General features: G+C 67.0%; 17 protein-coding genes and 1 tRNA gene. 12 read left to right on the top strand and 6 right to left on the bottom strand.

Translation table 11 applies throughout. From position 1 onward, the window contains the following. Positions 1-9 precede the first annotated feature (9 nt). Both FB459_RS11560 and FB459_RS11555 read right to left on the bottom strand, forming a co-directional pair. A complete protein-coding gene (locus tag FB459_RS11560; RefSeq protein ID WP_141928610.1) occupies positions 10-546 on the bottom strand; it encodes a YflT domain-containing protein in 537 nt (178 codons plus the stop codon). 414 nt (positions 547-960) lie between these two features. Then, on the bottom strand, positions 961-2,184 hold the full coding sequence (locus tag FB459_RS11555; RefSeq protein WP_246092420.1) for an IS110 family RNA-guided transposase: 1,224 nt from the start codon (positions 2,182-2,184) through the stop codon (positions 961-963). Positions 2,185-2,535: 351 nt separating this feature from the next. On the opposite strand from FB459_RS11555, the gene FB459_RS11550 reads away from it, so the two are divergent. After that, a complete protein-coding gene (locus tag FB459_RS11550) occupies positions 2,536-3,843 on the top strand; it encodes an ISL3 family transposase (RefSeq protein WP_141928609.1) in 1,308 nt (435 codons plus the stop codon). Between the two features lie 249 nt (positions 3,844-4,092). Here the strand turns inward: FB459_RS11550 and FB459_RS11545 are convergent, their stop codons facing one another. Both FB459_RS11545 and FB459_RS11540 read right to left on the bottom strand, forming a co-directional pair. Beyond that, a complete protein-coding gene (locus FB459_RS11545) occupies positions 4,093-5,286 on the bottom strand; it encodes an IS110 family RNA-guided transposase (protein ID WP_141928608.1) in 1,194 nt (397 codons plus the stop codon). 346 nt (positions 5,287-5,632) lie between these two features. Beyond that, positions 5,633-6,388 (bottom strand): hypothetical protein, encoded by a 756-nt coding sequence (locus tag FB459_RS11540; protein ID WP_141928607.1) that lies wholly within the window; start codon positions 6,386-6,388, stop codon positions 5,633-5,635. 42 nt (positions 6,389-6,430) lie between these two features. Here FB459_RS11540 and FB459_RS11535 point away from each other — a divergent pair, with 42 nt between their 5' ends. The 4 genes from FB459_RS11535 (at position 6,431) to FB459_RS11520 (ending at position 10,188) form a co-directional block, all read left to right on the top strand. Next, a complete protein-coding gene (locus FB459_RS11535; RefSeq protein WP_141928606.1) occupies positions 6,431-7,225 on the top strand; it encodes an ABC transporter ATP-binding protein in 795 nt (264 codons plus the stop codon). A 43-nt stretch (positions 7,226-7,268) separates the two neighbouring features. Next, entirely contained in the window at positions 7,269-8,033 is a 765-nt protein-coding gene (locus FB459_RS11530; protein WP_141928605.1) for a sulfite exporter TauE/SafE family protein, read from the top strand. 7 nt (positions 8,034-8,040) lie between these two features. Beyond that, a complete protein-coding gene (locus FB459_RS11525) occupies positions 8,041-8,850 on the top strand; it encodes a TrmH family RNA methyltransferase (protein WP_129627547.1) in 810 nt (269 codons plus the stop codon). 126 nt (positions 8,851-8,976) lie between these two features. Then, complete coding sequence (locus FB459_RS11520; RefSeq protein WP_141928604.1) at positions 8,977-10,188, top strand: putative sodium/potassium/calcium exchanger; 1,212 nt, start codon at positions 8,977-8,979, stop codon at positions 10,186-10,188. A 99-nt stretch (positions 10,189-10,287) separates the two neighbouring features. On the opposite strand, the gene FB459_RS11515 is transcribed toward FB459_RS11520, so the two are convergent. Continuing rightward, on the bottom strand, positions 10,288-10,662 hold the full coding sequence (locus FB459_RS11515; RefSeq protein ID WP_141928603.1) for a DUF3037 domain-containing protein: 375 nt from the start codon (positions 10,660-10,662) through the stop codon (positions 10,288-10,290). Further along, positions 10,659-11,423 carry a HipA family kinase gene (locus FB459_RS11510; protein ID WP_141928602.1) on the bottom strand — a complete coding sequence of 255 codons (765 nt, stop codon included), beginning with the start codon at positions 11,421-11,423 and terminating at the stop codon, positions 10,659-10,661. Before FB459_RS11510 ends, FB459_RS11515 begins: the two co-directional genes overlap by 4 nt. A gap of 58 nt (positions 11,424-11,481) precedes the next feature. Between FB459_RS11510 and FB459_RS11505 the strand changes: the two genes are divergently transcribed. The 7 genes from FB459_RS11505 to FB459_RS11470 all read left to right on the top strand — a co-directional run bounded on the left by FB459_RS11505 (position 11,482) and on the right by FB459_RS11470 (position 23,490). After that, positions 11,482-12,276, top strand: coding sequence for a lysophospholipid acyltransferase family protein (locus FB459_RS11505; RefSeq protein ID WP_141928601.1), 795 nt, complete (start codon positions 11,482-11,484; stop codon positions 12,274-12,276). A gap of 43 nt (positions 12,277-12,319) precedes the next feature. Beyond that, positions 12,320-14,407, top strand: coding sequence for a RecQ family ATP-dependent DNA helicase (locus FB459_RS11500; protein ID WP_141928600.1), 2,088 nt, complete (start codon positions 12,320-12,322; stop codon positions 14,405-14,407). Between the two features lie 45 nt (positions 14,408-14,452). Next, positions 14,453-15,787 (top strand): DNA polymerase IV, encoded by a 1,335-nt coding sequence (locus tag FB459_RS11495; protein ID WP_141928599.1) that lies wholly within the window; start codon positions 14,453-14,455, stop codon positions 15,785-15,787. 240 nt (positions 15,788-16,027) lie between these two features. Continuing rightward, on the top strand, positions 16,028-19,429 hold the full coding sequence (locus FB459_RS11490; protein ID WP_141928598.1) for a transglutaminase family protein: 3,402 nt from the start codon (positions 16,028-16,030) through the stop codon (positions 19,427-19,429). Positions 19,430-19,463: 34 nt separating this feature from the next. Beyond that, entirely contained in the window at positions 19,464-22,037 is a 2,574-nt protein-coding gene (locus tag FB459_RS11485) for a circularly permuted type 2 ATP-grasp protein (RefSeq protein ID WP_141928597.1), read from the top strand. After that, entirely contained in the window at positions 22,034-22,975 is a 942-nt protein-coding gene (locus FB459_RS11480; RefSeq protein WP_129627520.1) for a transglutaminase family protein, read from the top strand. The genes FB459_RS11485 and FB459_RS11480 overlap by 4 nt, the downstream gene beginning before the upstream one ends. Before the next feature lie 427 nt (positions 22,976-23,402). Next, positions 23,403-23,490: transfer RNA gene (locus FB459_RS11470), tRNA-Leu, on the top strand. Positions 23,491-23,536 lie beyond the last annotated feature (46 nt).

The raw sequence follows: 23,536 nt of genomic DNA, 5'->3' as shown, positions 1-23,536 counted from the left end.
CGCTTCACTTCACGCCTTTTCAGTCTCGGGGTGGGCGGTCTGGTCCGCGAGGAGACGAGCGGCCTCCGCAGCGTATGGTGCTTCCACTTGGACCTCGTAGTGGCCCGCCTCAAGGGTCTTCAGTGAGTCGAAGTCCCGTCGGCCGCCCGTAGCCAGGTGTCCAAGGAAGTAAAGCAAAGCGCCCCAAACTGCGCCAGAGGCGACCGAGATGATCACGATGGCCAGCCAACCGAATCCGGGGGCGAACAGCCCGAACAGCAGACCTAGCAGAGCACCGAACCATGCTCCAACGGCTGCGCCCCGTAGCGCAGCCTTTCCTCCTGTCAAGCGACCGAGTACCTGCTCGACAACACGAACGTCAAGCCCCACGATCGTCACTCGTTCCACAGCGAAGCCGGCGTCGGAAAGACGGTCAACCGCTGCCTGCGCACTGGTGTAGTCAGAGAACTGCGCGATCGTTTGCTTCCAGCGGGGGTCATTGGTGAACGAGAACTCATTAGCCTCCTGCTCCGGAGGGTTGTTGCGAGGGGTCTCGGGGCTGGTCATGGGCGTACTCCTTCAGTGAAAACTGGATGAACCACCGTGCTAAAACCAGAAGGCTGGGTGCATGCCCGTCTTCCGGTCTTGCAAGGACGGGTGTTGCCCCGTTCGGCATCAGGGAAAGGTCGCCCTTGTTTGCTTTCGGCGCGTGCCGCGAACGAGAAGCATGGAGTTGGGTTGTTCCGTGCCCTTCATCCGCGGCATGTTCTATGTCGGTGTGGGGCTTGTCGTCTTGCTAACTTTGGCTCGTCGATGGGTCTCCGGCCGGGCGTTACTCCTGAGTCGAGTGCTGACTCAGGACATGAATTCCCGATATGGTGGGGTCGGACGTATCAGACTATGTCCATAGTAGTGTGGTCACTCCGTGGGTGCAACTACTACCTCTTTGTTTTTCGGGCTCTTCACCGATGAGGGATGCTCCTATATTGCGCAACCGGGTGGCTGCTGGGTGGCGAGGTAGTCGCGGTAGGTGATGATCGCGGCGCGGTTGGAGGTGTGTCCGCGTTCGATGTGAGAGACGGTGGCCATGGACCAGTGCAGGTCGTGCGCGGCGGTCTCGATGGTGATCCCGGCGGCCTGACGCATCGGGCGGAGCTGGGTGGTGCTGATCGGCTCTGGAGGGTTCGTGAGCAGGTGGTAAACCTCTCGTGCGATCGCGCGCTTGAGGCACCGCAGGATCTCTTTGCTGGTCTTGCCCGCGGCTCGTCTGCTGGCGGTGTAGTCACGGGTGCGCTGGTCGGTGTGGAGCCGGACGACGGCGACGCGATGCAGGGCGCGGTTCGCGTGACGGTTGCCACCGCGGTTGAGCCGGTGACGGGTGATCTTGCCAGAGGAGGCCGGCACCGGGCAGGCGCCGCACAGGGCGGCGAAGGCTGCCTCGCTGCTGATTCGGTCGGGGTTTTCGCCGGCGGCGATCAGTAGGTCGGCAGCGCAGATGACGCCGACCCCTTTGGCCTGGAGCAGCGCCGGGTTCACGCGCGTGACTAGGTCGTCGAGCGTCTGCTCGTGCGCATCGGTCTCGATGCGCAACTGCTGAACGCGGCGGGCCAGAGCTCGCAACGCCGTCAGGGTGTGTTCGGCGACTACGTCGTCGGGGTCGTGCAGCCGGATCTTGGCCAGCGCGGCGATCAACGGTTTGCCGCGCAGCGCCCGGTATCTGGCTCGGATCGGCTCGGGTGCGGTGACCAGGATGTCCCGGATCTGCAGCACCGCGTCGGTGGTCGCGGCAACGGCTGACCTGCGGGCGGTCGCCACGACACGGATCGCCTCCACGCGTCCGTCACGGTCCTTGGGGACCGAACAGTTCGTGCCGGCCAACGCGGTCTCCGCGGCGGCGTAGGCATCGATCTCGTCGGACTTGCCACGCATCCGGCGGATCTGCCGACTTGGGCGCAAGACCTCCAGCACTGGCACCCCAGCAGAGCTCAGATATCGGGCCAGACCCGCGCCGTAGGATCCGGTGCCCTCGACACCCACCTTGGCCACCGTCCCGAACCCGGCAATGAAGGCAGCCAAAGCCCGATAGCCGGCCGTAGTGGTCGGGAACTGCGCAGCACCCAGGTGCTGACCTGTCGCGGTGATCACCGCGGCGTGATGAGTGTCCTTGTGTGTGTCGACACCCGCGATGACGACTAGCTGATTCATCAGGTTGTGCCCTTTCCTTCCAACGGTTCACCATGGAAGGCGTCGGCCGGACCGGTCAGACAACACGTTGACGAAACCGGGCTGAATCGGCGGGTCACGCTCCTATCAGGTCATGGCTGGTTCGGTCGGCACTCCACTACTCCTGCTTGCTCCGAGCAGTAGACAGATCCCTCGGAAGACAGGACCCTCAAGGAGCCCGTCAGTGTAGGCGTCGGGTCATGCCACTCAGTGCCCTTCAAGTATCAACGTGTAGCTGTGGTGCGACCTGGGGCGGCGCGTCGGTGTCGGGGGTGAGGGTCGAGGTCTTCCGATGATGGGAGTTCTCACACAACCCGTCCAGAAGACCTCGACGTGCCTGACGCTACCTTCACGCGCCCTGACCTGACTACCTTCACCCGCCTCGACGGCCTCGGTCTGGAGGTCACCGGCCAGCTGCTCGAGCCTGACCGGTCCGTGCTGGCGTGCCGGGTCGTGGAGCCGGACGACTGGTGCAGGCGGTGCGGCTGCCAGGGCGTGCCCCGTGACACGGTGAGCAGGGAGTTGGCGCACGAGCCGTTCGGGTGGCGCCCTACCACGCTGGTGCTCACCGTGCGCCGCTACCGCTGCAAGGAGTGCTCGCACGTGTGGCGTCAGGACACCACCGCTGCGGCGCCGCCGCGGGCCAAGATCTCCCGCGCCGGCCTGCGGTGGGGTCTGGTCGGGATCGTCGTCGGCCACCTGTCGATGGCCCGAGTTGCCGAAGGACTGGGCGTGGCGTGGAACACCGCCAACGACGCGGTCCTGGCTGAGGTCCGGCGTCTGCTCATCGAGGACCCGACCCGCCTGGACGGTGTCAAGGTCGTCGGGGTCGATGAGCACGTGTGGCGGCACACCCGGCGCGGTGACAAGTACGTCACCGTGATCATCGACCTCACCCCGGTCCGGGACGGCACCGGGCCCTCACGCCTGCTGGACGTGGTCGAAGGTCGGTCGAAGAAGGCGTTCAAGGACTGGCTGGCCGAGCGGGACCAGGCTTGGCGCGATGGGATCGAGGTCGTGGCCATGGATGGGTTCGCGGGCTTCAAGACCGCCACCACCGAGGAGCTGCCGGACGCCGTCACGGTGATGGATCCCTTCCACGTCATCCGGTTGGCCGGGGACGCTCTCGATGAGTGCCGCCGCCGAGTCCAGCAGGAACTGCACGGACACCGCGGACGCAAGGGCGACCCGCTCTACACCGCGCGGCGGACCCTGCACACCGGGGCTGACCTGCTCACCGACCGCCAGCACGAGCGCCTTGACAAGCTCTTCGCTGGGGACCGGCACGTGCAAGTCGAGTGCACCTGGGGGATCTACCAGCGCGTGATCTCCGCCTACCGTCACCCCGACCGGGCAGCCGGCCGCGTCGAGATGAGCTTCGTGATCGACGCCCTCGCCGACAGTGTGCCTGAGGCGTTGGTAGAACTGCGCAAGCTCGGCCGCACCCTGACCAGACGCGCCTGCGACGTCCTGGCCTACTTCGACCGGCCGCGCACGAGCAACGGACCTACCGAAGCCGTGAACGGTCGCCTCGAGCACCTGCGTGGCCTGGCCCTCGGCTTCCGCAACCTCACCAACTACATCGCCCGCGCACTCCTCGAAGCCGGCGGATTCAGACCACACCTACACCCCGAATTGTGAAGAGCCGGTTTGCGTCGAGGGTTCGGCGTGGTTTCGGCACCGACGGACTCGTTCCTCATCCGTCGGGCTCAACCAGCGGGAGTGGTCCGGTTTGTGTCGAGGGGTTGGGGTGGTTTCGGCACCGACGGATTCGTTCCTCATCCGTCGGGCTCAACCAGCGGGGCGTGGTCAGGTTTCGTCGAGGGGTTGGGGTGGTTGAGTCAGCGGGCGTGGGCCTGTCTCGTCGGGGGGGTGTCCCTATGGTCTTCGTCAAGCGGCGGGGGTTTTCTGTTGGTAGAGGGTTCCGTCGCGAAGCATCGCGTACATCACGTCGCAGCGTCGTCGGGCGAGGCAGATGAGGGCGGCGTTGTGCTTCTTGCCTTGGCCGCGTTTGCGGTCGTAGTAGGCCCGCGAGGTCGGGTCGTGCAGTGCGGCGAACGCGGCGAGGAACATCGCTCGTTTGAGGTGCTTGTTGCCGCCTCGGGCGGGGTGCTCACCGCGGATCGAGGTGCCGGATCGGCGGGTGACGGGTGCGAGGCCGGCGTACGCGGCGAGGTGGCCGGAGGTGGGGAAGCTCGAGCCGTCGCCGACTTCGAGCAGGATCCGTGCGCCGGTCCTGACGCCGATGCCGGGCATCGAGGTCAGGACCGCGGCAAGAGGGTGGGCATCGAGCATGTCCTCCAGTTGGGTTCCCAGATCGGCGCGGTCGTGCAGCAGGCGAGCCAGTCCGGTCGCGAGTTTGGGCAGGACGAGCTCGGCGGCGCGGGTGCCAGGGACGGTGACGGTCTGCTCGGTGAGCGCTGTCTGGATGTCGTCGACGAGGCGTTGGTAGGAGCGGGGCGCGCGGGGTTTGGCGACGGCGAGCAACCGTCGCCGGCCGGCCGCGCGCAGGCCGGTCGGGCCACCGAAGCGGGTCAGGAGTTCGAGGACTGCTGGGTGTTGGATGCGTGGGCCGAGGACACGTTCGAGGGCTGGGTTCACTTGTGTCAGAAGGCCTCTGATCCGGTTTGCTTGTGCGGTGACCTGTCCGGCCAGGTCGTCATCGAAGCCGACGATGACTTCCAGGTCGGCCAGGGTGTCGTCGCCGACGTCGACCCGTCGCAGGGCGTGCGGCATCGACCGGGCGGCTTCGGCGATGACGTACGCGTCCCTTGCGTCGGTCTTGGCGTTGCCGGGGTGCAGGTCGGCGATACGGCGCATCGCCAGCCCGGGAAGGTAGGCGACGTCCACGCCCATGGCACGAGCAACCGCGACCGGCAGCGCGCCGATCGTTGCGGGTTGATCGACCACCACCAGCAGGCGACCGTGCGTGCCGAGTTTGGTCAGCAGGCCACGCAGCGACGACTCGTCTTGGGGCAACGGTTTGTCGTGCAGCCGTGTGCCATCGACGTTCAGCGCGCAGGCGTGGTGCGTCTGTTTGCCGACATCGAGCCCGATGTACACCGCGTAGTCAGGTCGAGACATGGTCCCTCCTCGTGCGTCCGAGCGGCTGGTCACCAGATCAGGCGCAGGAAGCCGACATCCACGTTACGAAGAGACCTACCCAGGCGTTCGGGCGGCCCGGTCCCTATCAGCGGTCCACCAGCGCCACCAGCACCCGGTGACAACACCCCCCGGATCATGCAAACGACAGGGGCAGTCAGTCATGCCGGGGCCGGCGACCAGGAGCCTTGCTTCAAGGCTCACCAAGACGGTAACGGGTCTCGATCGCGCTCGGTCGCTGGAGCTCCCTCACTACTCGACCACCGTGATCGGCTCAGGACAAGCGCAGGTACTCGGCTGACGGTTCACGCCGTCCCAGCAGCTCGGGTCAGCGGTCGGGGACTACGCCGGCCATGGTGAGGGCGGCGAGGTTGGTCGCGTCCGCGAGGACCTGGTCGCACTCGATCATCAGCCGCCGGAGCACCTCGTGCCGCTGGCTGTGTGCCGATGCACCGACGATCGGGTCATGGTCGAGCGCCGCCTCGGCTGCGGTCGACACGGTGGCCGCGCTCCAGATCGTCCGGGCAAACCGTGCAGGCATCCCGGCAGGCAGACCGAAGGCACCCGAGAGATGCCCCGCAGCTTCGTCCCGTTCGCTCGATCGCTGCCACGGGACGAGGTCGATGTCCACGAGTTCCGCCGTCGCAGAGGCGATTTCGGACTGCAGCCGTCGTTCGATGGACGAGCCGGTCAGCATTTCGATGCGGTGGGTCGGCGTGGGGGAGCAGTCGAAGGCACGAAGTTCGGCCCGCCAGCCCAGATCCTGTTCGGGTCCATACGGTTCGATCAACGGCACCAGGGCGCCGCCGATCATCGGCACGTATGCGCACTCACCCGCGTCCAAAGTCTCGGCCATCAGACTCGTCGAACCTCGAGGCATCGACTGCGCGTGACCGGGATGTGGCAGGGCACACAGCATCACCCGCTCACCGAGTTCACCCCACAGTTGCAATCGGTCGAGGTCGCCGCTCACGTCGTCGACGTCGGGGAAGGACCGCTCGATCACCGACGCGCCGAGCGCCTGACCGTTCCAAGCGGCCGTCGCCCACAGCGCCAGTCGGACCGATGCCGGGAGAGTGCCCATCCGGCCACCGTAGATGTTCCACCTGCCGGATAGGTTTGGGCCATGAGCGATGTGTTGGCGTTCGCCGGAGTGACCGTCGTCCGAGGCGACAAGAAGTTGCTCGACGACGTGACCTGGGAGGTGGAGGAGGGCGAGCGCTGGGTGGTGCTCGGCCCGAACGGTGCGGGTAAGACGACCCTGCTGCAGATCGCCGCAGCGCGGATGCACCCGTCATCGGGTGTTGCCGGCGTGCTGTCAGAGGTACTCGGCGCGGTGAACGTCTTCGAACTGCGCCCCCGCATCGGTCTGGCCTCGGCCGCGATCGCCGACCGGATTCCACGCGAGGAGCGGGTCGGCGACGTCGTCGTCACCGCGTCCTACGGAATGGTCGGACGCTGGCGCGAGCAGTACGACGAACTCGACCATGAGCGTGCGAAGGAACTCCTGGCGACCATCGGTGCCGACCACCTGATCGACCGCCGCTTCAGCACCTTGAGCGAGGGGGAGCGCAAGCGCGTCCAGATCGCGCGCGCCCTCATGGCTGACCCGGAACTCATGTTGCTCGACGAGCCCGCCGCGGGTCTTGACCTGGGTGGCCGCGAGGACCTCGTCCGCCGTCTGGGTGAGTTGGCCGAGGACGTCTATGCGCCCGCAATGGTCCTGGTGACCCATCACGTCGAGGAGATCCCGCCGGGATTCACCGACGTGTTGATGCTGCGGGCAGGACGCGTGGTTGCCGCCGGCCCCATCGAATCGACATTGACCGCCGAGAACCTCTCGGACGCTTTCGGGGTGCCGCTCGTGCTCGATCGGCACGAAGGTCCGAACGGTAACCGTTGGAGCGCACGCGCAACCTGAGACTGCGCCGATGACGTCGACAGCCCTTGGCTAATCTGCAGCAATGCCCTGGACCGAAGCCCTGCTGATCCTGCTTGCCGGAATGGCTGCAGGAACGATCAACACCATCGTCGGTTCGGGCACCCTGGTCACGTTCCCGACGCTGCTCGCATTCGGCGTACCAGCGGTCACCGCCAACGTGTCCAACACGATCGGTCTTGTGGCCGGGGGCCTCAGCGGCACCTGGGGCTACCGGCGCGAGGTGCGCTCGACCGCCGACCAGCTCAAGCGTCTGGCCCCGATGTCATTCCTCGGTGCGATCGTCGGCGCTCTGCTGCTCATCGCGTTGCCGGCCGAGGCCTTCGACGCAATCGTCCCAGTGCTCATCCTGGTCGGCGTCCTGCTGGTGATCTTCGGTCCGCGCATCCAGAAATGGGCCGCCGAGAATCACCCCGATCACGAGTCGCCCGGACGGCGGGTGCTGCTCGGTGTCGGGATCTTCGTCGCCGGGGTGTACGGCGGGTACTTCGGTGCGGCACAAGGGGTTCTGTTGATGGGAGTGATGAGCGTCCTGCTCGCACAACCGCTGCAGAAGCTCAACGGGATCAAGAACGTCCTGGGCACGATCGTCAACGCGGTCGCCGCCCTCACCTTCATCCTCGTCTCCCGCGAACACGTGGACTGGAAGATCGCCGGACTCATCGCGGCCGGCGCACTGATCGGAGGCTTCATCGGCGGCTCGGTCGGTCGCAAGCTCCCACCCAACGTCCTGCGAGGATTCATTGTGGTCGTGGGCATCGTTGCCATCGTCAACCTCCTGGTGAACTGAGTCGGCGATGACCGTGATCCGGATCGACGACCCGTCCGACGCGAGGGTCCGCGACTACTTCGGCCTGACCGACGTCGCGCTGCGCCGCGTCCTCGAACCCGCCGAGGGTCTCTATCTGGCCGAGAGCGAGAAGGTCATCCGTCGAGCGCTCGCCGCGGGCCACCGTCCGCGCTCGTTCCTGATGGCGCAGCGTTGGCTCGACGATCTGGCAGACCTCGTGGCCGATGCCGAACGAGACGACACTCCGGTCTTCGTGGCGGAGCCCGCCGTGATCGAGGCGATGACCGGTTTCCATCTGCACCGTGGAGCCCTGGCCTCGATGCATCGACCGGTGTTGCCTGCGTGGCAGCACGTGGTCGCCGACGCGCGGCGCATTCTGGTGATCGAGGACGTCGTCGACCACACGAACGTCGGGGCGATCTTCCGCTCGGCCGCAGCGATGGCTGCGGACGCCGTCCTCATCACGCCCCGGTGCGCCGACCCCCTCTACCGACGGGCTGTGCGGGTGTCGATGGGCACGGTGTTCCAGGTGCCGTGGACGCGGATCGAGCCATGGCCGTCCGCAATCGAGGAAATGCGCGAATCCGGTTGGTACGTCGCAGCGCTCGCGCTGGACGACGAGGCCCAAACGTTGGACGAACTCGCCGCAGCCGATCACGACCGGCTGTGTCTTGTCGTCGGCACGGAAGGTGACGGACTGTCGCGCCGCACGATGGCACTGAGCACTCGCACCGTCTGCATACCGATGGCCGGCGGCGTCGACTCGCTCAACGTGGCGGCGGCGTCCGCCGTCGCACTCTGGGCGACGAGAGACTGAACCGACTCCCGTCCGAACGATCATCAGGCGGGACAGACCAACGGACGCCCGTTAGCGCGTACGTTCGGTTGCCGAACCACCTACCGGGGTGGACCTATTCGATCTCACGAAGGCAGGAGAGTCGTAATGGACAACCCGATCCTCTGGATCATCATCGCCGCGGTGGTGGTGCTCGCCGTCATCGCGCTCGTCGCGATGATGAACAGCAAGAAGAAGAAGGAACGGCAGCGCGAGGAAGCAGCACAGCTGCGCGACAACGCCGCCGCCCAGGAGATGCAGCTCAAGGAGCGCGAGCGCGAGGCCGACCTCGCCGCGCGTGAAGCAGGCCAGCGCCGCGAGCAGGCCGATCGTGCCGCTGCGCAGGCGCGCAAGGCTGAGCAGGCTGCGTCGGCCAAGGTGAACGACGCGCAGAGCGTGCGCGACGACTACGACGAGAAGCAGCGCCAGGCCGACCTGCTCGACCCCGACGTCAAGACCGACAAGGACGGCAACCGTCTCGACGGTTCGCGCCCCGGCGGACACGACGACCGTGACTCGGGCATGGACCTGCGTGACCGGGACAACGACGGTGACCACTTCGGCGACCGTGACGCCGACCGCATCGGTCAGACCAGCACGATGGGCGATGTCGCCGGCGACGCTCACCACGGTGGCTACGACGAGCAGGGTCAGACCGACACGCACTTCGGCGACGGCCTGGCGGGCAACAGTCCGCGTGGCCACGAGGGCACGCTGCGCGACGGCGACCGCGAAGGTGGCCTCGGCGGTCACTCCTACGACGACGGCCGGACCCTTGATCGCGGCAACGAACCGGGTTACCAGCACGAGGGTGGCTTGGACGGACAGCACGGGGGCCAGAACGACCGTAGCCCGGGTCAGGTCGACCAGGGCGGGTACGCCGACGAGTCGTCCGCGGGCTGGGCGCAGCAGCATGACGCACAGCAGCCTGGCTATGACGCCGACCAGACTGCGGGACAGCAGAACTGGAACGATCAGTCCCGCGAGACCGGCGGCTTCGAGAACCGCTCTGCGGACTTCGGCGGGCAGCCGAACCAGGTCGGCGCAGGCACGGTCGGTGGCTCCACGGCGGCCGGCGGTTACGGCGTGGGTCGTGACGACGCGGTTCGTTCCGGGGACACCGGCAACCTGCAGGACGGCGCCGACTGGCACACCTCGGGCGACCAGCGTGACGTCCAGGCCGGGCACGACGGCATCCGGGACGACCGGGTCGGCGACGGCGTCCAGGACATCAACCGCGACGCGGACGGCGACCACAAGTCGATCGGTGACCGCATTCGTTCCCTGCGGGACGACGTGCGCGGCCGCGACGGCAAGTAATGAGCTCCGGTCCGCGCGGCTGACTCGTTGAGTGGGTCGCGCGGACGGAACCAGCACGAAGGGCGCTCCTCTCGCTACGGCGAGGGGAGCGTCCGGCGTTCACCCGACGAGTCGGTCGAGCAGCCTTCGTGCCTCTGCCGCCGGGTCGTCGGTGAGCCCGCCGTGCACCGGCCCCGGCTGGATCGCTGTGCTCCGCGGCGCGACCAGCCAACCGAAGCGTGCTCCGAGCGAGCGGATCGAAGGCTTTCCGGGCGCGGATTCGCCTGCGGCACAAGCACGCAACGACGCCAGCGCAGTCTCGATCTCGCTCAGATCGACTTCGGGTGCGAGTGCTCGCACCAGGTCGGAACGAAGAAGCCACTCGACGCTCAGGTGGTCGGCCATCTGTGCGTAGACGACAACACCGATGTTGACGAACTCTTCACGCTCCACTGCCGGCACGAACCGCAGGACGGCGTACTGGTAACCGATCATGCGTTCCTCGGCATCCACGCGTCCGGACGAGCGAGGCGTTCGACGAGGTGCTCCACGTACATCGCGCGGACCGCTTCCGGGCCCGGCAGATCGACCGTCGACTCCAGCCACTCGTCCGGCACGTCGTCGAGGACGCGAGCGATGAGCTCCCGGCTGAGGATCGCGGTGGCGCGTTCATGGACGGCACTGACGTCATCTGCGAACTCGCGCATGATGTGCGAGGAGTCGTCGAAGCGTGCGGCGGCGAACCGCGCAGGGTCGGGTGCCCTCGAGGGCCAGGAGTGATGAAAGTAGAGGGCGGCGCCGTGATCGATCGCCCACAGGTTCTTGCCCCAACGCAACAGATTCGGGTTGTGCGGGGTGCGGTCGATGTTGGCGACACAGGCGTCGAGCCAGAGAATTGCCGAGGCTTCGTCCGGCGGCGGGGGAGTCGAGCCGTCGTAGTTGAACGCGCCGGGTAGGAAGTCCATCCCGAGGTTCAAGCCGGCGGACGCGGTGAGAAGGTCCTGCACCTCTTCGTCGGCCTCGTACTTCGCGATCTGCTCTGGCATGTCGACGAGCTTCAGATCGGGGACGCGGATGCCGAGGGCGCGAGCGAGGCCGGCGACGATGATCTCAGCCACGAGCACCTTCACACCCTGACCGGCGCCGCGGTACTTGACCACCCAGGTGCCCTCGTCGTCCGCCTCCATCACACCGGGCAGCGAACCACCCTCGCGCAGCGGGACCACGTAGCGCAGGGCGTTGACGATGGGCAGCACACGGTCACTCTAGTGAGCGTGCGCACGAGCAGGCTGACTCGTCGATAGGGTTGCCCGCATGGAGCCGGTCTACACACCCGTCGTTCACTTCGCCCGCGGGTTGTTCGCCGCGCAGGGGCTGCGCTTCCAGCGCACCGGCCAGGAGGCCATTCCGCAGACCGGTGGCGGTGTCGTCGCGATCAACCACATCGGATACCTCGACTTCGCCCTCGCGGGGTACGCCTTCAAGGACGTCGGACGTCTGGTGCGCTTCATGGCGAAGAAGGAAGTGTTCGACATGAAGGGCGTCGGCTCGCTGATGCGAGGGATGAAGCACATCCCGGTCGACCGATCGGCGGGCGCCGGTGCGTACCGCGAAGCGGTCGCGGCTCTGCAGCGCGGCGAACTGATCGGCGTGTTCCCGGAGGCCACCATCTCGCGCTCCTTCGAACTCAAGGAGTTCAAGACCGGCGCGGTGCGGATGGCTCAGGAAGCCGGCGTCCCGATCATCCCCACGATCGTCTGGGGCTCGCAGCGGATCTGGACCAAGGACCACCCGAAGAAGCTGGGCCGCACCGGTGTTCCGATCATCGTGACCGTCGGCCGCCCGATCGAAGCGCCTGCCGACGCCGACCCGGCGCAGCTGACCGAACAGCTGAAGGCCGAGATGAAGCAGATGCTCGACAGGGCCAAGGCGCAGTACCCGCCGATGACCGGTGACGACCTCGCTTTCCTTCCGAAGGCGCTCGGCGGCACGGCTCCCACGGTGGACGAGGCGGCCGAGATGGAGGAGCAGGAACGTCAGCGGCGTGCGGCACGCAAGGCGGAGAAGGCGGCGAAGGCCGCCAAGAAGAAGGGTTCTGCACAGCCTTAGGTCTCCGGGCCGCGTTGTCGGTACCCCGTGAAAGGGTCGAGGCATGTCGACCGAACTTCTGCAGAACGCCGTCAGTCGGGTGCTGGGTGCCCTCGCCGGTCCCGACGCCACCTTGCGCGACGGACAGGGTGAGGCACTCGAGACGCTCTCGCAGCCCGGGTCCCGCGTGCTGGTCGTCCAGGCGACCGGGTGGGGCAAGTCGGCGGTCTACTGGATCGCCACGACGATGATGCGCGACCGCGGTGACGGACCGACGCTGGTCGTCTCGCCGCTGCTGTCGTTGATGCGCGACCAGGTGCAGGCGGCCGAACGAGCGGGCCTGGTCGCGGCGACCTTGAACTCCTCGAATATCGACGACTGGTCCCGGATCGAGGCCGACCTTGCGGCCGATCGTCTCGACGTTCTGCTGGTGTCACCGGAGCGTCTGGCCAACCCGGGGTTCGGTGCACGAGTGCTCGATGCGTTGACCGGACGCCTCGGCATGGTGGTCGTCGACGAAGCACACGCGGTCAGCGACTGGGGCCACGATTTCCGTCCGGATTACCGACGTGTGGTCGACGTGCTCGGACGCCTGAACCCGCAGACACCCGTCCTGGCCACGACCGCCACCGCCAATGCGCGCGTGGTGGAAGACGTTGCGGCACAACTGGGTTCGGACACCCTGGTGCTTCGTGGACCACTCGCCCGATCCAGTCTGACACTCGCGGTTGCAGCCCAGATGGATCCGCTCGCCCGCTTCGCGTGGGTGGCCGATCACCTGCCGACGCTGCCCGGTTCGGGCATCATCTACACGCTGACCGCGGCCGATGCTCAACGTCTGGCCGAGGTGCTGCGCACCAAGTACTCAGGCGATCCGTCCCTGCAGGTCGCCGCCTACACCGGGCAACTCGACGGCGCCGAACGCGAGCGACTCGAAGACGCGCTGCGGCGTAACGAACTCAAGGCGTTGGTTGCGACGTCCGCCCTCGGCATGGGATACGACAAGCCGGACCTGGGGTTTGTGGTGCACGTCGGGGCTCCGCCGTCACCGGTGTCCTACTACCAACAGGTCGGACGTGCCGGCCGCGCGATCGACCATGCTCTGGTCACCTTGCTTCCGTCTGCTTCGGACGAGGCTGTCTGGGAGTACTTCGCCACGGCCACCATTCCCAAGCCGAAGGAGGTCGAGCGGATCCTCGAACTCCTGGGTCAGACAGTGTCGCCGCTGTCCGTTGTGGCGCTCGAGGCCGAGTCCGGAGTGCGGCGCACGCGGGTCGAACTACTGTTGAAGCAGTTGGCTGTTGACGACATCGTGGTCCGCACCACCGACGGGTGGTCGTCCACCGGCAAGGACTGGAGTTACGACCAGAAGCACTACGACTCGGTGTTGGCGACGCGTCGCCGTGAAGCGGAGATCATGCGTCGCTACGTACGTGGCCAAGGCTGCCTCATGCAGTTGCTCCAGGAGTCCTTGGACGACCCGTCCGCTGCACCGTGCGGTCGCTGCTCGGTCTGTATCGGCGGCTTACCGAAAGGTCTTGCCGCAGAGGCGAATTCGGAGACGATGCGCGGTGTGCGACGGGTGCTGCGCACCGAGCGCCACGTGCTGGAACCACGCAAGATGTGGCCCGGGGGAGCGTATGGCACCCGCGGCAAGATCCCGGTCGCCCAGGCGGCTGATCCCGGACGGGTACTCGTCCATGCCGACGCGCCGGAGTGGGCCGACTCGCTCGCCGGTTGCCTGCAGACGGGAGCGGCAGCCGATCCTGAACTGCTCGAACACGCGGTGCACACTCTCTCCGACTGGAGCAAGCAGTGGGCGGACCGGCCGACCTGCATGATTGCCGTGGCTCCGGGCGGCATGCCGGAGCTGGCGGGTTCGGTCGCCGAGCACCTGGCGAACGCCGGCCGGCTCCCGCACGCGGTCTGGGCGACCGATCGCGTCCCGACGGATCTGCCGAGCGCCGACGAGGCCGCCGTCCTTCGTGATCGCCTCGGCGCCGGCCCGGACGCGAACGTCGACGGCCATACGGTTCTGCTGGTGATCGACCGGACGTCGTCCGGCTGGGCGGCCACGGTGGCTGCCGCTGCGCTGCGCGAGCGAGGAGCGGCCCGCGTCCTGCCGCTGGTGATCCATCGCAGCCTCGGCTGACAACCGACGGTTCGCGGGCTGCGTCCGGCAGGCGACAATGGAACGGTGAGAAGCCGTCCGAGTGTGTTGCACCTCGACCTCGACGCCTTCTTCGCCGCGGTCGAGCAACGCGACAAACCCAGCCTGCGCGGCAAACCCGTGGTGGTCGGCGGGACGGGTGGACGAGGCGTCGTGGCGACCGCTTCCTACGAGGCGCGCAAGTTCGGAGCCCGGTCGGCCATGCCTACCGCTCAGGCGCGCCGACTGTGTCCGCCCGGCACGGCCTTCCTCAGCCCTCGCGGCGCCGCGTACCGAGCCTCCAGCGCGATCGTCATGCAGCTGCTGCACGACCTGTCGCCCACCGTCGAGCAGGTCTCCGTGGACGAGGCGTACGTCGACCTCGCACACGGCGATATCACCGACTTCGCGGTCGACGCGCTGCACAACCGGATTCAACGCCTGCTCGGCGAGATCACCGAGCGCACAGGGGGATTGACGGCGAGTGTCGGGATCGGCACTTCGAAGCAGATCGCGAAGATCGGGTCGGACCTGGACAAGCCGAACGGTTTGGTGATCGTCCCGGCCGGCCACGAGAACGAGGTACTCGGTCCACTACCGGTTCGAGTGCTCGGTGGCGTGGGTCCGGTGACGGGCGAGCGGCTGCGCTCGTTCGGCGTCGAGACCGTTGCCGACCTGCAACGAATGTCGGTGACTGACCTGGTGAGCATCTTCGGTGAGTCCCACGGACGAGGGTTGCACGAGATGGCCTTCGCGAGGGACGATCGCCCGATAGTCACCGAGCGTGAGGCCAAGAGCATCTCGGCCGAGGAGACCTTCCCGGTCGACGTCGCAGACAGCACCGTTCTCGATCGTGAGTTGGTGAAGCTGGTGGAGCGGGTCACCGCGCGCTTGCAGGAGCACGGACACTTCGCCCGGACGATGACGATCAAGGTGCGGCACGGCGACTTTTCCACCTTCACCCGATCGGAAAGCACGCTGCACCCGACCGGCGACCTCGCAACGATCCTGTCGGTGGCCCGCAGATTGCTCGTCGGTGCGGACACCGCAGCGGGCCTGCGGTTGCTCGGTTTCGGGGTGTCCGGCATGTCGCCGCACGCCCAGGAACGGATGTCCTTCGAGCAGGAGGAGGTCGAGCAGCCGTCCCCGGAAGCCGCGGTCACCGCGCATGATGTCGACGACGGCTGGGGCCGCAACCCGCAAACCTGGACACCGGGCGCCGACGTCCGGCACGCCGAGCACGGTGCCGGTTGGGTGTGGGGCAGCGGCCTGGGCCGAGTCACCGTTCGATTCGAGGGCCCGACCACCGCACCCGGACCGGTCCGCACCTTCAAGGCCGATGATCCACAACTGGAGCACGCCGGCCCGCCGGAGTGGAATTGATGCTTACCTGTGCGCTGTGAACGCGCACGGGATGAATCAGATGCAGCAACACCCGTCTTCGACGACCGCGCGGGCGGCACCTCAGGGTCATCGGATGGCGTTGAACGACGCGCTTGGCTGGCGGCTTCCCTGCTCGATTTCTTCGATGACGCGGATGCTCATCACAGCCAGGTGAAAGTGCGCGGTACCGGCTGGTGAGCAGCCCCTGACGCACCGCTTCGGATGGCTAGGGTGGGGCGGGTGACGATCCGGGTAGCCCTCCACCACCGCACGACCTACACCTTCGATGAACCGGTGACGGTTCACCCGCACGTCGTCCGGCTGCGCCCGGCGCCGCACAGTCGCACCCCGATCACCGCGTACTCGCTGACGGTCTCTCCGAGCAATCACTTCATCAACTGGCAGCAGGATCCGTTCGGCAACTACCTCGCGCGCCTCGTCTTCCCCGAGCGGGTCGACAAGCTGGAGGTCACGGTCGATCTGGTCGCCGACATGACGGTGATCAACCCGTTTGACTTCTTCGTCGAGGAATACGCCGAGCACTACCCGTTCACCTATCCCGACGATCTGCGCGCCGACCTCGACCCGTACCTGCGAGTCGTCGACGACGCCGACGAAGGCAGCGGACTCAGCGAGCAGACGCAGTCCTGGATCGACCAGGCGATCGCCGATGCGCAACCGGGCGATCAGAACCCGGGCATCGTCAACTTCCTGGTCGCGATGAATCAGGCTGTGAACCGGGCGGTTTCGTACTCCGTGCGGATGGAGCACGGAGTGCAGAGCCCGCGGGAGACCCTCGATCGCGGCATCGGGTCCTGTCGTGACAGCGCCTGGCTGCTGATCGTGGCGCTGCGCCGCGCCGGTTTGGCGGCTCGATTCGTGTCCGGTTACCTCGTCCAGCTGACCGCCGACCAGGAAGCGCTCGACGGTCCGAGCGGTCCGAAGGAGGACTTCACCGATCTGCATGCCTGGGCAGAGGTCTTCGTACCGGGTGCCGGGTGGATCGGCATGGACGCAACCAGCGGCCTCTTCGCCGGGGAGGGTCACATCCCGCTCTGCGCGACGCCGCACCCGTCCGCGGCAGCACCGATCAGCGGTGCGACGGCGCCGGTCAACGTCGAGTTCGACTTCGCGAACACCGTCACCCGGGTCTTCGAGGACCCGCGGGTCACCAAGCCCTACACCGACGACCAGTGGTCGAAGGTGCGCGCACTGGGCGAGCACGTCGATGAACTGATGCAGGCCGGCGACGTCCGGCTCACGATGGGTGGCGAGCCCACGTTCGTGTCGGCCGACGACACCTCGACTCCGCAGTGGGAGACCGCCGCCGACGGTCCGGAGAAGCGAAAGCTGGCGGTCGAGTTGGCCGACAAACTGCGAAAGCGCTACGGCAAGGGCGGGATTACGCACCACGGTCAGGGCAAGTGGTACCCGGGAGAACCGTTGCCGCGCTGGCAGATCGGTCTCATCTGGCGTACCGACGGCACGCCGATGTGGCAGGAGCAGTCACTCCTCGACGACCCGTGGGGCGACGCCGTCGTGCCCGGCGACGACCACGAGCGTGCCATGGTCGTCCGCGACTTCACCCAACACCTCGCAGCCCGGCTCGGCTTGCCCGACGAGGTCGTCCGACCTGGCTACGAAGACCCGATCACGGATTGGCACAACGAGATTCGTCAGCCGAGCGGCGACCGCCCCGGTGACGACGTCGGTGCACTCGACCCCGATCGACGCAGCAAGCTGGAATCGAAGCAGATCGCACCCGAGCTGCCCACCGGGTGGGTGCTGCCGGTCTTCCCCGCACCTGACGGTGACGGCTGGGGCACGGCTGTCTGGCAGACCCGCCGCGAGCACCTCTACCTCACGCCCGGCACCTCGCCGATGGGCCTGCGCCTGCCACTCGGTTCGATCGCCTGGGCCGAGGCACCGTACGTCCCCGATGCCTCGCCGTTCGCGGCGAGCGGCACCCTGCCCGATCCCGGATCCCTCGGAACCGAGGTCCCGAGCGCTCAGGTGCACGACATCGAGGAGGCTCCGCGCACGGCGTTGACCGTCGAGGCGCGCGAGGGCCACCTGTTCGTGTTCCTACCGCCGCTGTCCGAGCTGGACGACGCGCTGCGCATGCTCGAGGCGATCGAACAGGCCGCGAAGGCGACCGGGACGCCGGTCGTGCTGGAGGGCTACGCGCCGCCGAGCGGTGGTGGCCGCCTCACCTCGCTGACCGTGACGCCCGACCCCGGTGTCATTGAGGTCAATGTGCAACCCACCTCGTCGTGGGCCGAGCTGGAGACCCTCACGACCACGCTCTTCGACGACGCCCGGTCGGTTCGTCTGGCGACGGAGAAGTTCGACATCGACGGCACTCACACCGGCACCGGCGGCGGCAACCACATCACGCTCGGTGGTTCCACACCCGCCGAGTCGCCGCTGCTGCGTCGCCCCGACCTGCTGCGCAGTCTGATCACCTACTGGCAGCACCACCCGGCGTTGTCCTATGTCTTCTCCGGACGCTTCATCGGCCCGACCAGCCAGTCGCCACGCGTTGACGAAGGGCGTCACGAGACGCTCTACGAACTCGAGATCGCCTTTCACGAACTCGACCGCGCCACAAAGGAATCCCATGGTGAACCGCGTCCATGGATCACCGACAGGTTGCTTCGTCATTTGCTGACCGACATCACCGGCAACACCCACCGCAGCGAGTTCTGTGTCGACAAGCTCTACAGTCCCGACACCGACCGCGGCCGTCTCGGCATCCTGGAGCTGCGCGGTTTCGAGATGCCGCCGCACGCTCAGATGTCGCTGGTGCAGGCGTTGCTGGTGCGTACGCTGGTCGCGCGTTTCTGGGACCAGCCCTACTCCGGCTCGCTGATTCGGTGGGGTTCACGCCTGCACGACCGGTTCCTGCTGCCCGCGTTCGCTGCAGCCGACCTGCGGGATGTGGTCTGCGACATCAACCGGTATCTCGGGCCGGAACACCAGTTCGACCCGTCCTGGCTCGACCCGTTCCTGGAGTTCCGTTTCCCGCGGCTGGGGGAGACCGACATCGCCGGCGTCCACCTCGAACTGCGCCAGGCCGTCGAGCCGTGGCACGTCCTCGGTGAAGAGGTGACCCAGGGGGGCACCTCGCGCTACGTCGACTCCTCGGTGGAGAAGGTGCAGGTCGCGGCAACCGGCCTCGTACCCGGACGTCACGTCATCACCTGCAACGGAGTGCCGGTACCGCTGGTGCCGGTCGCTGGATCCGGTTGGGGCACAGGAACTCCCGGCACAGGCGGTGCGCCGGACACGATGGTCGGTGGGGTGCGATTCCGTGCCTGGTCGCCGCCGTCCGCGTTGCACCCGACGATCGGCGTCCACTCTCCGCTGGTGTTCGACCTGGTGGATCGTTGGAACGGTCTGTCGCTCGGTGGTTTCACCTATCACGTCGTGCATCCCGGCGGCCGGTCCTATGACTCCTACCCGGTGAACGCCGCCGAAGCAGAATCGCGCCGTGGGAGCCGCTTCGAGGCGGTCGGGCACACGTCCGGCACGGTCGACATGTCCGGCTGGCCGTCGTACGAAACCCAGGTGCGGCACGGCAATGGTGAATACCCGTCCACGCTCGACCTGCGCCGCTTCTCGGCCGGTCGGCGCGCATGACCCGAGGGCGCGGACGATTTCATAAGGTGACTTCATGACGGCGCAACCCCAGGCCAATTCCGGTGTGCTGAGCCGGTATCGAGAACTGGTCGAACGCAGCACGGAGGAGCACTCCGGGCAGCATGCCGGCGACTCTGGCGATCACCGCGGCATCTGCGTCGACGAGTGGCTCAGCGATGCCGGCACCGAACAGCACCAGCAGTTGACCGACATCGTCGAGTCGATCGGCATCGGTGGCCTGCTGGCGCGCAAGGCGGCGACTGCCCGGCACATCAAGGAGGACGGCCTCACCTACACCGTCGCCGGTGAGGACCGGGCCCGTCCCTGGCAACTCGACCCGTTGCCGGTGGTGCTGTCGGACGACGAATGGGCGCGACTCGAGCGCGGCCTCACCCAACGGGCGATGCTGCTGGACGCCCTGCTCGGCGACCTCTATGGCGAGCGTCGCATGATCAGCGAGGGTGTCATCCCGGCGGCTGCCGTCGTGGGGCACGACGGATTCCTGCCGGCGGCCGACGGCATCCGGTTGCCGGGCGATCGCCAACTGGTGATGACCAGCGTGGACCTGGCCCGCGATGCGTCCGGCACCTGGACGGTGCTTGCCGACCGTAACCAGGCGCCGTCCGGAGCTGGTTACGCGATGGCTGACCGACGCATCGTGGCTCGGACGATGCCGACGCTGTACCGCAACACCGCCCTCGCTCGACTGCGCGGCTTCTTCGACCAGATGAGCGACGCGTTGCTCGACGCAGCCCCGGTCGCAGTCGATCAGCCGAACATCGCGCTGCTGTCACCCGGACCGGCGAGTGAGACCGCTTTCGACCAGGCCTTCCTCGCGAGCCTGCTGGGTCTGCCGGTCGTGCAGGCCGAAGACCTCACCATGCGCGACGGACGGGTCTGGCGACAGACGACTCACAAGCCGCAGCGTGTCGACGTGTTGGTTCGTCGCGTGGACGCCGCATGGTCGGATCCGCTTGATCTGCGGGGTGATTCGCGTCTGGGCGTCACCGGGCTCACCGAGGCCGCGCGCCGGGGGATGATCAGCGTGGTGAACCCGCTCGGTAGCGGTGTGCTGGAGAACCCGGCGCTCGTGCCGTTCCTGCCGGCGGCCGCGAAGCGACTGCTCGGCGAGGACCTGTTGCTTCCGGACGCCCGCACCTGGTGGTTCGGTGACCGCGAGCAGCGTGCCGAGGCGATGGACCGTCTCGATGAGCTCGTCATCAAACCGATCAGTCGCGGAGAAGCAGACCCGGCGACGCACGGTCGGGAACTGTCGTCGAGTGAACTGGACTACCTCAGAGTTCAGATCGAGGCCGAGCCGTGGAAGTGGGCGGCACAGGAGCAGGTCGCGATGTCGACCGCTCCGGTGATCGCGGCCGAAGGTCTCGAACCGCGGCGCCTGGTCTTGCGCACCTTCGGGGTCGGGGCGAACGACGGATACCGCTTCCTGCCGGGCGGTTTGGGTCGCGTCGCGGCGAACAGCACGAGCTGGAACGTGTCCAACTCCCACGGCGGCATCGCCAAGGACGTCTGGGTGCTGGCTCCGACCGAGTTCGAGGTAGCGATGGCCGAGCGCGGACGTCACCGCGACACCCTCAAGCTCACCGTCGAACCCGACTCGATGTCTCTGGCCCCACGCGTTGCCGACGACCTTTTCTGGATCGGACGCTACGCCGAGCGCGCGGAGTCGACCGCCCGTCTGGCGACGGTGGTCGATGACCTCGTCGCCGATCACCACGGCCGGTCCGGTTCACCCGGGCAGGTCGCCATGCGAGAAATGGTGCAGGCGCTCAGCCAGGTCACCGGAGTGGCTGCGCCACAAGGCGATTCGCACCCTTCCGAGTTCCTCCGGACGATCGTCTTCGCCGAGAACACTCCCGGCACCATCGCGTACACGGTCAGTAACCTGTCGCGTGCCGCGTACGCCGTCCGTGAACTCCTTTCGCCCGACACGTGGCTGATCCTGAGCCGATTGCAGAGTGCGATCAATCGTCCGGTCGACGACGACGAGCCACTGCCGGGTGTCCTCGCGCAGGTGCTCGAGTGCCTCGTCGGGCTTGCCGGCCTCGCGTCGGAGAACACGGTGCGCGACGAGGTATGGGCCTTCATGGACCTGGGACGAAGGGTCGAGCGCTCCTTGCAGGTGTCGACGTTGTTGCGGGTGGCGATCGGTACCGAACGCTCGCCCGTGGCGGACGGCCAGATCACCGAGGCGACGCTGCGGGCCTGCGACAGCGTGATCACGTACCGCCGGCGCCTCGCGTCCGGCACCGGTCCGGCGTCCCCGGTGGCAGGCATGCTGCAGTTGCTGCTGCGTGACCCGATCAACCCCAGGTCGCTCGAGTTCCAGTTCAAGCGCATCACCGGCATCACCCAGGTCATCGAGGACGAAGGCGTGCGGGTAGCCGTCGATGCGCTCACGAAGCGGCTCGAAGCGGTCTCGCCGGAGGACCTCGGCATGAACGAGCGGTCCCGGCTCGTGGATTTCTCCGTCGAGCTGACCTCGTTGCTGCGTGACCTGAGCGACCAGGTCTCACACCGCTACTTCGTGCGGCCGGAGCCGCCCCGTCGCGTCAACACCATCCACGAGGTCGGAGTGCGCCAGTGAGCGACCAAGTCCCCGATCTGCACAACACGCGCCGGTACGAGATCCGCCACACCACCGAGTACCAGTACGACGACTTCGTGACGGCCTCCTACAGCCGGGCGTGCCTGCGGCCGCGGTCGACCGAACACCAAAAGGTGCTGTCGAACGTCATCGAGGTCACGCCGTCCGCGCACGTCATGTCCGAACACACCGACTTCTTCGGCAACTTCAGTCACTACCTGGAGATCCGGACGCGGCACACCAGGTTCGCAGTGACCAAGCGTTCCCATGTCGAGATCACCTGGCCGAAGGCCGATGTCGAAGCACTCAACAATTGGACGGTGCAGTCGGCACGCCGGGAGATGGAAGCCACCTCCGGCGGGTTCGACCTCGACCACACCCGTTACCTGCTGCCGTCGCGGCTGGTCGATGTCACTCCGACAGTCGCCGCCTACGCACAGGAGCACCTTCCGGACAACCGTCCGTTGGGCGATGCTCTGGTGCACCTGTACGAGCTGATCTACAGCGAGTTCAAATACGCGAAGGGCGCGACGACCACCTCCACCACGCTGGAGGAGGTCATCGAGGGCAAGGCAGGTGTCTGCCAGGACTTCGCGCATCTCGCCGCCGGCATGGCCCGGCACGTGGGTCTGCCGGCCCGGTACGTGAGCGGGTACATCGAGACCGTTCCGCCGAAGGGCAGGCCCAAACTCGCCGGCTCGGACGCCACCCACGCGTGGGTGTCGATCCGGACTCCGCTCGGATGGGTGGATCTCGACCCGACGAACAACCACTTCGCAGATTCGCGGTACATCGTGACCGCCTGGGGCCGCGACTTCCGTGACGTGTCCCCGCTCAAGGGAATCATCTTCGCCGAGGGCAGCGGTAGCAAGCTCAATGTCGCCGTCGACGTGATTCCGTTGACCGGCAACGGCGCCCAGCCGACGCTGACCGACTGAGCCGAGTCGGGCCGTGGGCTCAGATGCGGGATCGAAGTTCCGCGAGCCCGTCGCCCGCAAGTTCGTCCAGGTGTGCGGCGCGGCCCGTCATCGCCATCAACAGGGACAACAACGGGCCCTTGACCACCGGCCCTGAACCGGTCGACCAGTCGGTGTCTGCCCGCAGCGTGGCTTCGGGGGACCGGAGCTGTGCTCTGCGATCGTCTTGCCGATCATCTTTTCGAAGTTGAACTCCGACTTCGCCATGTTGACAAAGAACCCCGGCTTGGTGGAGGTAGCTCTAGGTGTGCCCTGCGTGAAGTATGAGGTTCACTCGAGCAGGTGTCCAGCAAGACCGCCCGGGCACGGTCGATGCGGGAGTTTCGGGGTCCGCGTGCTAATGTTACGGGCTGTTGGCCAGCCGGTAAATCGGCCGGCCACTCACCTCGTCCGGGTGGCGGAATGGCAGACGCGCTAGCTTGAGGTGCTAGTGCCCTTTAACGGGCGTGGGGGTTCAAGTCCCCCTCCGGACACCAACCAGAGGTTCGCGATATTCGGGGACTAGGTTCACTAAACCTCGGT

Source organism: Yimella lutea, assembly GCF_006715095.1.
In the GTDB taxonomy this organism is placed as follows: domain Bacteria; phylum Actinomycetota; class Actinomycetes; order Actinomycetales; family Dermatophilaceae; genus Yimella; species Yimella lutea.
This window is presented reverse-complemented; position numbering and strand designations above follow the sequence as displayed.